The organism is Aureimonas sp. Leaf454 (genome assembly GCF_001424685.1).
Taxonomy (GTDB): domain Bacteria; phylum Pseudomonadota; class Alphaproteobacteria; order Rhizobiales; family Rhizobiaceae; genus Plantimonas.
Window position 1 is genome coordinate 455,389 of sequence record NZ_LMQT01000012.1, and the last position, 13,282, is coordinate 468,670.

Genomic DNA, 13,282 nt, shown 5'->3' on the forward strand with positions numbered 1-13,282 from the left:
TCATGGATATCGGCGTCAGGAACATCCGCAAGGAGTTCGACCGCTACCCCGCCCTTCACGACGTCTCGCTCGACATCCGCTCGGGCGAACTGATCGCGCTGCTCGGGCCGTCCGGCTCCGGCAAGACGACGCTCCTCCGGCTGATCGCAGGTCTCGAATTCCCGACGAGCGGCACGATCCATTTCGGGGCGGACGACGCTTCCACCAAGAGCGTGCAGGAGCGCCATGTCGGCTTCGTCTTCCAGCATTACGCGCTCTTCAAGCACATGACGGTCGCCGAGAACATCGGCTTCGGCCTGTCCGTGCGCCCGCGCCGCGAGCGTCCCTCCAAAGCCGTGATCCGCGCGAAGGCCGAGGAGCTTCTCGACCTCGTGCAGCTGTCGGGACTGGGCGGGCGCTATCCCGCGCAGCTTTCCGGCGGGCAACGCCAGCGGGTGGCGCTCGCCCGCGCCCTCGCCATCGAACCGCGCGTTCTCCTTCTCGACGAGCCCTTCGGCGCCCTCGACGCCAAGGTGCGCAAGGAGCTGCGCCGCTGGCTGCGCGAACTGCACGATCGGACCGGCCACACCACCGTCTTCGTCACGCACGACCAGGAAGAGGCGCTGGAGCTCGCCGACCGCGTCGTCGTGATGAGCCAGGGGCGGATCGAACAGGTGGGCGGCGCCGACGACATCTACGACCGTCCCGCCTCCTCCTTCGTCTTCTCCTTCATCGGCGCGTCGAATGCCCTGCCCGTCACGGTGGCCGACGGGGAAGCGCTCTATCGCGGCCGGCCGCTCGGCTCCGGGCTCGGACGGGGCACCGGCGACGGTCCGGCCAAGCTCTACGTGCGCCCGCACGATCTTGAACTCGTCGAACCCGGTGCCGGTGCGCTCACGGGCGCCGTTTCGCTCTCGCGCCGAGCCGGCGGAGCGCGCATCCTGGAGCTCGCGCTGGAGGAGACCGGCGAGCGGATCGAGGTCGATCTACCCGCCGAGACCGGCTTCGACCCGGCCCGCGGCACCACCGTTTCCGTGCGCCCGATCCGGGGCCGCCTGTTCCGCGAGGAGCGGGCCGGCGCCTGAATGGGGCGGCCCTTGCGATGACCGGGCCCCGCGTCCGACGGGCCCGCGAATCCAATGGTGCGACCGACGATCCGGTCAGAGCGTTTCCGGCGCCGGTTCGGGCTGGCCGCCCTCGTCTTTCGGTGCGCCGTGTGGCGCGCGGCGCTCTTCGTCCTCGGCGAGCGCCTCCAGCGCCTCGATCTCGTCGGTCATGCCGTCTTCGATCAGGTCGCTCTGGTCGCGAATGTCCGGTGACAGGTCGTTCTTCATATCCGACATCGTCGTTCTCCTCGTCGTGTTCGCAAGACCAACGGATCGACGGACGGGATGTTGCACGATCGCTCGCCGCCCATGATCTCTCAGCCCCTGCCGAGAAGGCTCAGCGTCCTCTCGTCGGGCTCGCCCCGGAAAAAGCGATCGAGCGCCCGGCGAAAGAGCGGATCGGCGGGATCGGCCGCCGCGAAGAGGGTCATCGAGGAGCGAAACTTCAGGTCGTCGGGCGAGCCGAAGATCTCATGCGCGGTCCCTTCGGACAGGGCGAGGACGAGGCCGGTCGCTTCCGCCAGCCGGGCACCGAGCAGGGGATGGGCGAGATAGGCCTTGGCGTCCGCCAGGGATGACAGCGCATAGAACCGCGCCGTCGGACTGGAGCCGAGGCCGGCGATCTGCGGGAAGACGAACCACATCCAGTGGCTGGTCTTTTGCCCGGCCGAGAGCTCCCGCCGGACCGCATCGAACACCGGCGCCTGCGCCGAGACGAAACGTTCGAGGTCGGTCATGCCTGCTCTCCCTTTTTTCCGTCCGCTCCATCGTTTGCGATGCGGAAGCGAATGTGGTTCCAAGATGGAGCGGGAGACGAGTCGATTCCATCGGATCGCCTGACGACCGCCGCCGCGGATGCCGAGACGAGGAGCAGGACGCTGCACGAAACAGGACTCATCGCCACGATCGCGATCGGCTTCGTGCTCGCCTTCGTGTTCGGCTATCTCGCCAGCCGACTGCGATTGCCGCCGCTCGTCGGCTACCTCGTCGCCGGCGTCTTCGCCGGCCCCTTCACCCCGGGCTTCCAGGCCGATGCGGCGCTGGCGGGACAATTGGCGGAGATCGGCGTCATCCTCCTGATGTTCGGCGTCGGCCTGCACTTCTCCGTGCAGGATCTCATGGCGGTGCGCCGCATCGCCATTCCCGGCGCGATCGGGCAGATCCTCCTCGCGACCCTGCTCGGCATGGGTCTGGCGCATCTCTTCGGCTGGACGCTCGGCGCCGGCATCGTCTTCGGCCTCAGCCTCTCCGTCGCCTCGACCGTCGTGCTCTTGAAGGCGCTCGAGGAAGGCAATCTCCTCGACACGCCGAAGGGCCGCGTCGCCGTCGGCTGGCTGATCGTGGAGGATCTCGCCATGGTCGTCGCGCTGGTGCTGCTTCCCGCCTTTGCCGGCGTTCTCGGCGGCACGGGAGCGGAGGCGGGCGGGCATGCACCGGCAATCGCCGGAGACGCCTCGCTCGGGCTGACGCTGGCCGTGACGCTCGGCAAGGTCGCCGCCTTCGTCGCCATCGCCATGCTGATCGGGCCGCGGATCGTGCCCTGGCTTCTCGCCGAGGTCGCGCGGACCGGCTCGCGCGAGCTCTTCACGCTGTCCGTCCTCGCGCTCGCGCTCGGCATCGCCTTCGGATCGGCCGCGGTGTTCGGCGTGTCCTTCGCGCTCGGCGCCTTCTTCGCGGGCGTCGTCCTCTCGGAGTCCCATTTCAGCCATCGCGCGGCGCGCGATTCGCTGCCGCTGCAGGATGCCTTCTCCGTCCTCTTCTTCGTGTCGGTGGGCCTCCTCTTCGATCCCTCGATCCTCGTGCGCCAGCCGCTCGAAGTGCTGGCGACCCTCGCGCTCGTCATGGTCGGCAAGAGCATCATCGCCTTCGGGATCGTCGTCCTCCTCGGCTTTCCCCTGTCGCTCGGCCTCGGCGTCTCCGCCAGCCTGGCGCAGATCGGCGAATTCTCCTTCATCCTCGCCGGGCTCGGCCTGTCGCTCGGTCTCCTGCCGGAGGCGGGGCACGACCTCATCCTCGCCGCCGCGATCCTGTCGATCACGCTGAACCCCGTCGCGTTCCGGGTCGTCGAGGCGCTGCGCAGGCGGATCGGCGCGTCCGGACGCGCAGACCTCCTGTCCTTCGGGCGCGCCCGGCAGGAGGCGCTGGAGGACGATCTGGCCGCCAATCGCCGCCGCAACGAGGCGCGCGGCGAGGCCCGCGCTTTGGAGCTGCAGGCGCTGCTCGACACGTTCCCGGTTCTCGGCTCGGTCGGGCCCGAGGAGCAGGACGAGCTCCTCCTGCTCTTTCGCCCGAAGACCGCGGCGCCGGGAACGCGCGTCATCCGCAAGGGCGACCGAGCGGACGGCATGTACTTCATCGGCTCCGGCCGCGTGGAGGTGGAACTGCCCGGCGGCGATGTCGTCGATCTCGAAGCCGGGGCCTTCTTCGGCGAGATGGCATTGCTCACGGGCTCGCGCCGGACGGCCGACGTGACGGCCATGGACTATTGCCAGTTCCTGATGCTGGAGCGGCGCGATTTCGCGCTCTTCATGTCGCGCCATCCCGAGGTGCGGGCCGCCGTGAAGGCGATGGCCGCCGAGCGCAACGAGCGCAACCGGCAAAGCAGCGCCGAGCGCGACATTCCGGACGGCGTCGCCGTGGCGTCAGCCGCGCCCTGACAGAGCGAGGGGGCCGAGAACCGCCGGCCCCGCCGGCACCAGCGCCGATCGCAGGGCGTCGGGCAGCGCCGGGTCCTCGAAGAGGGTAACGAGGCGATCGACATCGAAGCCGGGTTCCCGGTCCACGTCCAGCTTCGGCACGTGTTCGCGGATCGCGGACAAGAGCAGGCCCGTCACCGACGCGGAGCGGCTGCCCCTGAGATCGGCCGCCTGGGCCGCCGCCAGGGCCTCGACGGCGGCGAGCATCCGCAGAAGCGTCACCTGTTCGCCGAACTTGGCGACGGCGAGCGGGGTCTGCGGCGCGTGGTCCTCGACGCCTTCCGAAACGGGCAGCGCGTCGAGGCTCGCCGGCGTCGCCTTCAGCCGGATCTCCGCATGAAGCGCGGCGGCGGTCTTCTGCAGCGAGTTGAGGCCATTGGAAGCCCCGCCGACCGGCGAGAGATATTTCGGCAGGCCCGAGAGGTCCGCGTTCATCAGCTTGGTCGTGCGGTAGGCCGAGGCCGTGGCGAGGGAGGCTCCTGCGATCGCGAGCGTGTCGAAGGCGAGCGCGACGACCGGCGTGTGGAAGTTCGCCGTCGACAGGATGAGCCCATCGTCGACGAGGACCAGCGGATTGTCCGGCCGTCCGTTGATCTCCGTCTCGACGTCGGCGATCGCCGTCGCCATGCTCGCCAGCATCGCGCCGAAGACGGGCGCGATCGTGCGGAAGCTCAGGGCGTCCTGGATCGAGCGGGCGGCACCCGGCGCATGGAGCCCGCTGCCGAGGAGGATCGCGCGGAACAGGGACGCGGCCTCGACCTGCCCGCGCGCCGGACGCGCGGCGGACAGGCGCTCGTCGAAGATGCGGGGATTGGCGGCATAGGCCTCGAAGGACAGTGCCGCCGTCGCCGCCGAGAGCAGAAGGACGTCGGAGAGATCGGCGAGGACCGACGCGGCGTGCCCGGCGGCGACGGAGCTGCAGTTGAGGAGGCCGAGGCCGTCCTTCGCGCCCAAGGCGATCGGCTGGAGCCCGGCCTCGGCCAAAGCTTCGGCCGCCGGTCTCGGCCGGCCGTCCCTGTAGAATTGTCCGAGACCGAGAAGGGCGGAGGCGATGTGGGCGGCAAGACCGAGATCGCCCGCGCCGATGGAGCCCCGGCGCGGCACGACCGGCGTCAGGCCGGCGTTCCAGATGGCGAGGATCGCCTCCACCGTCTCGGAGCCGAGCCCCGCCCCGCCACTCGTCAGCCCGACGATCCGGGCGAGGAAGATCAAACGGCAGGTCGCTTCGTCGAAGGGCTCGCCGATGCCGATCGTGCGTCCGCGAACCATTCCGGTCTGGAAGGTCGCGATCTCCTCCGGCCGCAAGCGATGGCGGAGATTGCCGCCCAGGCCCGTATTGAGGCCGTAGACCGGCTCGTTTCCGTCCGCATATCGATCCACGACGCGACGCGAGGCGGCGAGACGATCGGCGGTTCCGGGAGCCAGGCGAAGCCGCGTTCCGGCCGCGCCAGCGCGTACGAGACCGGCAAGATCGATCGGCCCCGCGCCGAGCGCCAGGTCCCTCATGCGGACAGCGTCCTGAAAAGCATGGACACGACGCCTTTTCGCGAGAGGGCGCGGCAGTTCGCGCATCGAAACGTTGCCGAAGTTTGATAATGTTTCATCGACGAACGGAACGAGACCCGATGATACAGCAGGCGCCGCATGGCAGACCGGGCGCGGCCGAGATCTTCCGCGAGCGTCTGGCGGAGGTGATCGCGCGCACCGGCATGCGACAGGCGGCCTTCTCGCGCTTTGCCGATGTCGACCGCTCGACCCTCTCGCAGCTTCTCGCGGGCGACACGCCGCGCCTGCCGCGGGCCGACACGCTGATCGCCATCGCCTCGGCCTGCCGGGTGTCCGTCGACTGGCTGCTGGGGCTCAGCCAGCGCGAGGAGATCGGCGCCGAGATCATCGAGGCCATGCTGCAGATCGAGCCGCACACGCGTTCGCCGATCGACGAGCGCTTCGCACGCTGGCTGCGCGAAGCGGAAGGATTTCGCATCCGCACCGTTCCGGAAAACCTGCCGGACTTCCTGAAGACGGAAAACGTCCTTCGCTTCGAATATCGCGCGGCGGCCTTCGGCTCGCCGGAATCGGTGGTCGGCTCGGTCGGCGCGCGGCTCGACATCATGCGTCGGCCGGACAGCGAGCTGGAAATCTGCGCGGCGGTTCAGTCCTTCACCATGCTCGCCCATGCCAGCGGCAAGTGGGAGGGCCTTCCCCTCGCCATGCGCATCGAGCAGCTGGAACACCTGAAACACCTCTATGTCGAACTCTATCCGAGCCTGCGAATCTACGGCTACACGCTGAGCGAGGTCTATTCGAGCCCCTTCACCGTGTTCGGTCCGAAGCGCGTCGCACTGTTTCTCGGCACCAGCTATCTCGTGCTCAACGCCGTGGAGCACGTCCGCCTCTTCGGCCGCCGCTTCGACGAGCTGATCCGCCTCGCCGTCGTCCAGCCGCATCAGATTTCCGGCTTCCTCGACGATCTCCTCTCGGAGATCCGATAGGACGTTCGGGAGATCAGGTGAGAACGAGGCCGTCACTGGCGCCGGTCGGGACCTCCGGCCGGGAGGACGGAGCCGCCGCCGCGATCGGATGGACGACACTGTCGTGCGAGGCGAAGAGGTAGCGGCGGAAGACGGCGCCGTAGCCGTCATAGACATGGCCGCCATTCTCCAGGATCAGCCGTGCGCGGTTGGCGCGGTACCAGGCGGGAATCTCGTACCAGGGCATGGACGGGCGCTCGTGATGCACGGCGTGGAGATTGTTGTGGAGGAAGAGAAGGCCGAGCACCGGGCTGTTCTCCACGATCGCGGTGCGCTCCGCCACGCCGTCCGCCGCCTTGTGCTCGGCGAAGGATCGGATGAGGAGCAGCGAGACCGAGGGGTAGACCACGAGGGCGACATAGGTGAGCGGAGGAATGTCGCAGACGACCGTCACCCAGACGACGACCGGCACGGCGCGCAGGAGGTGCCCGACCCAGATGCGAAGCGTCGCACGATCCCCGTCGACCATCTTGCTCGTCTCGTCGGCGAGAAAATGGACGATCATCCAGGCAGGCCCGAGGACCAGACGACCGGCCAGCGTCTTCTGCGCGGCCAGCATCCGGCGTCCGAGCGGTCCGAGGCGCGACCAGTCCTCCGGAGTCACGTAACGCGATTCCGGATCGTCCAGCGGATCGGTCAGCCGCTCGTCGCGGTGGTGGCGCAGATGGGAAAGGCGGTAGGTCTCGTAGGGAAGCCAGAGCGACAGGGGCACGTTGGCGAGCGCGCGGTTGATCCGGCGCGACCGCGTGGGATGGCCGTGCAGGATCTCGTGCTGGAGGGAGCTCTGCCAGGCGACGAGCCAGGCACCCAGGACCGCGAAGAGCCACCAAGGCATCGTGTCATACGCGAAGGTGACCGCGGCGAAGCCGCCGTAGATGACGGCTGCCAGCACGAGCGTCGGCGCCTCGACCGTCCGCCGACGCCGCGACGCCCCCCGGATGTCCCCGACCTCATCTTGCATTGCATCGAACCCCTGCCAGACTGCGATGTCCCCGGGTCCATGAGAGCGCGTCCGTCCGAATTTCGGCAAGGTTAATGATGCGACATTAAACCGCAAATCGATATGATCGTCGCCGTTAAATTCACAAAATCGACAAATGGTATCTTTTCATCATTTTGGAGCGAAAAAAAACGTTTGGTGATATGACTATAAGTCAAGCGATCTTGACACACCGGCGTCATCCCGGAGGTCCAGGTCAGCGTCCGGCGATGTCGCACCGAGCGTTGCACCCGCCCCCTGTCTCGAGCCTGACGACCTCGAGCCTGGCGACGATGCCATCGCTCGATCGGATGAGATCGTTTCCCTGAACACGGCGGATCGTTCATCAGCGCGGTATGGTGATGGTCGACGCGATCGCATCACACGGGAGGACGATCCGGTCGTGCTCCCGGCCAAGTCACGAAGACCGCCGCGGCCGACAGCGCGACCGGTTGGAGGAGTTTCCCATGACGCCGATCGCCAATGCCCGCATGTATGCCGCGACGCCTCGGATCGAGGCGACTTGGGAGACGCTTCTGGAGCATGTGGCAGCGGATGCCGGCGTTCCCCTCGCCTATCTCCGCTACCCGGCGCCGCAGCCGCTGGAGCCGCTCTGGCGGCGGGCGGATCTCGGCGCCGTCCTCATGTGCGGCTATCCCATCGCCCTCGGGCTCGCCGACATCCGGCCGATCGCAGCGCCGGTGCCCGCGGCGAGTTGGGCGGGCGGCGCGGCGATCTACCGGACCGAACTCGTCGTGCGCACGGATGCCCCCTATGAGAGGCTGGAGGACACGTTCGGCGGACGGATCGGCTGGACGGCGGCGCACTCCCATTCCGGCTTCAATGCGGTGCGTCATCATCTCCTGCGCCACCGGACGGCACGACGGCCCCATCTCTACGCGCAGTCGGTCGGCGATCTCGTCACGCCGCGCCGGGTGCTCGACGCGGTTCTCGACGGCACGATCGACATCGGCCCGCTCGATGCCTATTGGCATCTTCTCATGCGCCGGCACGAGCCCGGTCTCGTCTCCGGCATCCGCGTCCTCGACGTCACGGAAACCGCCCCGATGCCGGCCTTCGTCGCAGCGCCGGCGCTGTCTTCGGCCGACAGAACGAAGCTGGCCGGCGCCTTCGCGGACGCGGCCGGCCGCTCCTGGTTCCCGCCGATCGGCGAGGCGCTCGCCATCGAGGGATTTCGAACGGTCGGCCCGGCCGATTTCCAGCGGACGCTCGCCTTCGATCGCGCCGCCGTCGAAGCCGGCTATCGGGTTCCCGCATAAGCCCGCCCGCGTCGCCGCGCCGAAAGGCTGGCGGCATCGCCGCGATGGCGTATGAGAGTTGAAGCCGGGCCCGCCCGACCCTCGTCGGGAGATATCGTCGGCGGGCCCCACCCCCTTTCGTTCGGAGAAGACCGGCATGACCCTCGTCCTCGTTCCCGGTGCCGTGACGCTCGAAACGCTGGAACGGATCTACGGCGGCGCCGGTCCCGTGCGGCTGGATCCCGGCTGCCGGAGCGCCGTCGAGGCGGCGGCACGCCGGATCGCGGAGATCGCTTCGGGCGACCGGGCCGTCTATGGCATCAACACGGGCTTTGGAAAGCTCGCCAGCGTGCGCATCGCGCCGGGCGACGTCGCGACGCTCCAGCGCAACCTCATCCTCTCCCATTGCTGCGGTGTCGGAGGACCGCTGGATTCGGGCGTCGTGCGCCTCGTCATGGCGACCAAGCTCCTCTCGCTCGGCCATGGCGCGTCCGGCGTGCGCCTGGAGATCGTCGCCTTGATCGAGGCCATGCTGGAAGCCGACATCCTGCCCGTCATTCCCGGGCAGGGCTCCGTCGGCGCTTCCGGCGATCTGGCACCGCTCGCGCACATGGCGGCCGCGATGATCGGAGAAGGCGAGGTCGTCTGGAACGGCGAGCGCATGGGCTCGCGGCAGGCGCTGGCGGCTGCGGGTCTCGAACCCGTCGTGCTTGCCGCCAAGGAAGGGCTTGCCTTGATCAACGGCACGCAGGTCTCGACCGCGCTGGCGCTGGCCGGCCTCTTCCGCGCCACCCGCGCCTTCCAGGCCTCGCTCGTCACCGGCGCGCTCTCGACGGACGCGGCCATGGGCTCGTCCGCCCCCTTCCATCCCGAGATCCATACGCTGCGCGGCCATCGCGGGCAGATCGACGCGGGCGCGGCCCTGCGCGCGCTTCTCGCCGGCTCGGCGATCCGCGACAGCCATCTCGACGGCGACGAGCGGGTGCAGGATCCGTATTGCCTGCGGTGCCAGCCGCAGGTCGGCGGGGCCTGTCTCGATCTCCTGCGGCAGGCGGGGCGAACGCTGGAGATCGAGGCCAACGCCGTCACCGACAATCCGCTGGTCCTCTCGGACGGTTCGGTCGTTTCGGGCGGCAATTTCCACGCAGAGCCCGTCGCCTTCGCCGCGGACACGATCGCGCTCGCGATCTGCGAGATCGGCGCGATCGCTCAGCGCCGCATCGCGCTCCTCGTCGATCCCGCCCTGTCCTTCGGCCTGCCGCCGTTCCTCGCCCGAAATCCAGGGCTCAATTCCGGCCTGATGATCGCCGAGGTCACGTCGGCGGCGCTGATGAGCGAGAACAAGCAGATGGCGCATCCCGCCTCCGTCGATTCCACGCCGACCTCCGCCAACCAGGAAGACCACGTCTCGATGGCCTGCCACGGGGCCCGCCGCCTGCTCCCCATGGCGCAGAACCTGTCCGCCATCATCGGGATCGAGGCGATCACCGCCGCCGAAGGCGTCGAGCACCGGGCACCGCTCGAGACCGGACCGGAACTCCGGAAGGCGATGTCGGTGATCCGTGGCGTCGTCCAGCCGCTCGGAGAGGATCGGTATCTCGCGGGCGATCTCGCGGCGGCGGGGGAACTGGTCCGATCCGGGGCATTGACCGGCGCGATCTCGGCGGGGATCCTGCCCGTCCTCTGAGCGGCTCCTCCCCGCGTCCCGGTGGCGCGAGGGTCGAACGCTTGGCGCACCACCCCCTCACCCCGCCGCCAGCGCTCGCGTCTTCCCGCTCAGCGCGGCGCCGAACGTCAGGACACCCGGCACCGCCTGCGAGACGCGGCCCGCGAGGTCGGCCATGGCCGGCCGGACGGCGATGGCGGAGAAGATCGCGGCGGCCCTGATCCGGGTCGAGAACTGCCGTCGCCACGCCGCCTCGTAGCGGCGGCCGGCCCCGGCGAGCGCATCGGCATCGCGCAGGTCGACGCGCTCGAGCGCGTTCGACAGGAGCCAGCCCGACTGGATCGCCATCGAGATCCCCTCCGCGATGATCGGGTGGGATTCGCCCGCGACATTGCCGACGCGGAAAATGCCGTCGTCGTAACCGCGCCGGATGCCGGGCCGGATCGGACCCGCGGCGAGCCAGGGTCCGTCGAGGCTCGCCAGGGCCAGCACCTCGCGGACGCCGCGGGAGGTTTCGAGGAGATGGGCGAAGACCGCGTCGGCCGCCGACGAGGCCGCGTGGCGGCGACGGGCCTCGGCGAGCGCATCGCGCCGGATGCAGAGCGACAGCGACAACCGCCCCGAATCGGCCCAGACCATGCCGCCGTAGCCCCCGGGAAAGAACAGGAGCGGCATGAGGTCGGGATCGAGACGGCCGTTCGTGAAATGCGCCTTGAAGCCGAGGAAGTCGCCGGGTCCGTTCCGTTTGGCTCCCTGCGTCGGCAGGGCGCCGGGCTCCCAGGACCCGTGGGCGGCGATCACGATGTCGGCGTCGACCTCATCCTGCGCCCCCTCGCGCGCGATGCGGACGCGATGCCCCGGCCCGCTCCGTTCGATCCCGACGACGCGCGCCGGCTGGAGGACCTGAACGCCGGCTTTCGTCGCCGCTTCGACGGCGAGCGTGTCGAGGACATCCCGGCCCAGCGCCCGGCCGAGAGGACCGGTCGCCGCGCCGGGCATCGGAGCCGGTACGATCCGCTCGCCGGAGAAGAGCGCGAGGCGGCGCACCTCCGGCCCGGCCCGGTCGCGCCATGCGCCGCCGAGGCCGAGGCGATCGATCACCGCGACGCTCGTGCCCGACATGAACTCGCCGCAGACCTTGCGGCGGGGAAAGACGGCCTTCTCGACAAGCGCCACGGAGCGTCCGGCCCGTGCCAGCGACAGAGCGGCGGTGGCGCCGGCCGGCCCGGCCCCGATCACGACGACATCGAATCTCATGGCGCGGCCTTCTGTGCGACGAAGGCCTGCGTGAAGAGCCCGCGCCGCCCTTCGCGGAGGTGCCAGCCCTCGCCGGGGGGCCAGAGCGCGGAGATCTCGGTCTTCGCGAAGCCCGCCCGAACACTTGCCGGCGCGTCGTTGCGCGTCACGTCGTTCGCTCCGATCGCCCAGAGGAGGTTCGAAGCAAAGAGCGCAAAGCCGGCGCGCGCGGGCTCGGTGGCGATCACGACCGGCGCGAGAGCGGACAAAGCCGCGAGGAGCCGCGCAAGTTCGGCCTCGCGAAAATGGTGCAGGAAGAGATTGGCGGTCACGGCGTCGAAGCCGGACGATGTCCCGCCCCCGGTCCATTCGAACACGTCGGCGGCGACCGCTTCGGCGCGCCAGCCGAGGCCGCGATAGGCGTGGATCGTTTCGTCCGTCACCAGTCTCTGGCGGTCGAGGAGCACGAGTTCGACGTCCGGCCATCGGTGCGCCAGCTTTCGCGCCACCGCCAGCATGAAGGTTCCGTCGCCGGCTCCGATCTCGAGCATGCGGCGCGGCGGGACAACGAGGCTCTCGCGCAGGAGGTTCGTCATGATGCCGCGATGAAGCATCAACGCGTTCACCCGGCGAAGGTCCCGGCGCGAGGCGACGGCGCGGGGATCGGCTTCGCTCAGGTCGTCGAGGATTTCGGGCTCGACGCGCCGGCGGGACAGCCCGCCGCTCATCCCGCCGTCTCGAACAGCATCGTCTCGGCGGTGAGGCCGGGGCCGAAGGCCATGGCGGAGCCGAAGAGTCCCCGAGGCCGGTCCAGCATCCGCTCCAGCACGAACATGACGGTGGCCGACGACATGTTGCCGTTCTCGCGCAGGACGGCTCTCGACGTGTCGAGCGCGTCGTCGGCGAGGTCGAGGGCCTCGGAAACGGCGTCGAGCACCGATCGGCCGCCGGGATGGACGGCCCAGAGATCGATCTCGTCCGGCCGTCGCCCCTTCAGGACCTCGGCGGAATGACGACGCAGAACCGTGTCGATCGCCTTGGGAACACGGCCGGACAGGACCATGTCGAAGCCGTCGTCGCGCACGTTCCAGGTCATCAGCTCGCGGCTGTCGGCGGCCAGCAACGCCTTGAAGCCGTCGAGGCGAAGTCCCTTGGGATCCGAGGTCACGAGCGCCGCGGCGCAGCCGTCGCCCCAAAGGCAGAAGGACAGGAGGCGTTCGAGGTCCGTCGTCTCCTTGAGGTGCAGCGTGCAGAGCTCGATGTTGACGCAGAGCACCCGCGCCTGCGGCTCGGAGCGGACGATGTGGCGGGCCAGTTTCAGCGCGTTGATGGCGGCATAGCAGCCCATGAAGCCGATCATGGTGCGCTCGACCGAGGGCGACAGGCCGCAGCGCGCGACGATGTCGAGATCGATGCCCGGCGCGGAGAAACCCGTGCAGCTCGTCACGACGAGGTGGGTGATCCCGCTGCGATCCTCGCCGAGGTCGAGCTTGCCGATCGCGGCCTCGGCGAGATGCGGCGCCCAGGCCTCGAACAGGGCCATGCGCTCGCCCGTGCCGGGAAACGCGCCGCGGCGGAACGTGCCCTCGACGTCGACGCTCTCGCCGTCGGGATCGCCGGCCGGGCGGATGCAGGAGAAGCGGTTCACGATACCGCCGCGATCGGCCATCCGCGCGAAGACCGCCTGTCGGCGGGGATCGTCGCGAAGCTGCGAGGCTGCGAAGCGGAGGAAGAAGCCGTGGACCTCGTTGGACGGAACGGCGGTTGCGATGCGGTTGAGATAGGCGTCAGGCACGTCGAACACATCCAGGCACCGGAATCGGCGACGGA

General features: G+C 69.3%; 12 protein-coding genes. 5 read left to right on the forward strand and 7 right to left on the reverse strand.

The features are described 5' to 3' along the window. Positions 1 to 2: 2 nt before the first annotated feature. A complete protein-coding gene (locus tag ASG43_RS10910; RefSeq protein ID WP_056504303.1) occupies positions 3 to 1,064 on the forward strand; it encodes a sulfate/molybdate ABC transporter ATP-binding protein in 1,062 nt (353 codons plus the stop codon). A gap of 75 nt (positions 1,065 to 1,139) precedes the next feature. On the opposite strand, the gene ASG43_RS10915 is transcribed toward ASG43_RS10910, so the two are convergent. Together ASG43_RS10915 and ASG43_RS10920 are read right to left on the reverse strand one after the other, a co-directional pair. Continuing rightward, positions 1,140 to 1,322 (reverse strand): hypothetical protein, encoded by a 183-nt coding sequence (locus ASG43_RS10915; RefSeq protein WP_056504306.1) that lies wholly within the window; start codon positions 1,320 to 1,322, stop codon positions 1,140 to 1,142. An 80-nt stretch (positions 1,323 to 1,402) separates the two neighbouring features. Further along, a complete protein-coding gene (locus ASG43_RS10920) occupies positions 1,403 to 1,822 on the reverse strand; it encodes a DUF1810 domain-containing protein (RefSeq protein ID WP_056504309.1) in 420 nt (139 codons plus the stop codon). Positions 1,823 to 1,963: 141 nt separating this feature from the next. Here ASG43_RS10920 and ASG43_RS10925 point away from each other — a divergent pair, with 141 nt between their 5' ends. Then, positions 1,964 to 3,742, forward strand: coding sequence for a cation:proton antiporter (locus tag ASG43_RS10925; protein WP_056504548.1), 1,779 nt, complete (start codon positions 1,964 to 1,966; stop codon positions 3,740 to 3,742). Here the strand turns inward: ASG43_RS10925 and ASG43_RS10930 are convergent. After that, entirely contained in the window at positions 3,728 to 5,287 is a 1,560-nt protein-coding gene (locus ASG43_RS10930) for an aromatic amino acid lyase (RefSeq protein WP_056504310.1), read from the reverse strand. The two genes, ASG43_RS10925 and ASG43_RS10930, sit on opposite strands and share 15 nt — an antisense overlap. Positions 5,288 to 5,406: 119 nt before the next feature. Here ASG43_RS10930 and ASG43_RS10935 point away from each other — a divergent pair, with 119 nt between their 5' ends. Continuing rightward, entirely contained in the window at positions 5,407 to 6,273 is an 867-nt protein-coding gene (locus ASG43_RS10935) for a helix-turn-helix transcriptional regulator (RefSeq protein ID WP_056504314.1), read from the forward strand. 13 nt (positions 6,274 to 6,286) lie between these two features. Here the strand turns inward: ASG43_RS10935 and ASG43_RS10940 are convergent, their stop codons facing one another. Further along, positions 6,287 to 7,273 (reverse strand): fatty acid desaturase, encoded by a 987-nt coding sequence (locus tag ASG43_RS10940; RefSeq protein ID WP_082490820.1) that lies wholly within the window; start codon positions 7,271 to 7,273, stop codon positions 6,287 to 6,289. A 485-nt stretch (positions 7,274 to 7,758) separates the two neighbouring features. Here ASG43_RS10940 and ASG43_RS10945 point away from each other — a divergent pair, with 485 nt between their 5' ends. Both ASG43_RS10945 and hutH read left to right on the forward strand, forming a co-directional pair. After that, a complete protein-coding gene (locus tag ASG43_RS10945; protein ID WP_162244710.1) occupies positions 7,759 to 8,571 on the forward strand; it encodes a PhnD/SsuA/transferrin family substrate-binding protein in 813 nt (270 codons plus the stop codon). Between the two features lie 136 nt (positions 8,572 to 8,707). Next, positions 8,708 to 10,237: a histidine ammonia-lyase gene (hutH, locus tag ASG43_RS10950; RefSeq protein WP_056504318.1), complete on the forward strand. Its 1,530-nt coding sequence runs from the start codon at positions 8,708 to 8,710 to the stop codon at positions 10,235 to 10,237. 57 nt (positions 10,238 to 10,294) lie between these two features. Here hutH and ASG43_RS10955 read toward each other — a convergent pair whose 3' ends face one another. The 3 genes from ASG43_RS10955 to ASG43_RS10965 are packed head-to-tail and all read right to left on the reverse strand — an operon-like array spanning position 10,295 to position 13,256. Then, positions 10,295 to 11,473 (reverse strand): FAD-dependent oxidoreductase, encoded by a 1,179-nt coding sequence (locus tag ASG43_RS10955; protein ID WP_056504321.1) that lies wholly within the window; start codon positions 11,471 to 11,473, stop codon positions 10,295 to 10,297. Further along, positions 11,470 to 12,180, reverse strand: a complete 711-nt coding sequence (locus tag ASG43_RS10960) for a methyltransferase (protein ID WP_056504324.1) — start codon at positions 12,178 to 12,180, stop codon at positions 11,470 to 11,472. The genes ASG43_RS10955 and ASG43_RS10960 overlap by 4 nt, the downstream gene beginning before the upstream one ends. Continuing rightward, positions 12,177 to 13,256 carry a type III polyketide synthase gene (locus tag ASG43_RS10965; protein WP_348271075.1) on the reverse strand — a complete coding sequence of 360 codons (1,080 nt, stop codon included), beginning with the start codon at positions 13,254 to 13,256 and terminating at the stop codon, positions 12,177 to 12,179. The genes ASG43_RS10960 and ASG43_RS10965 overlap by 4 nt, the downstream gene beginning before the upstream one ends. Between the last annotated feature and the right edge of the window lie 26 nt (positions 13,257 to 13,282).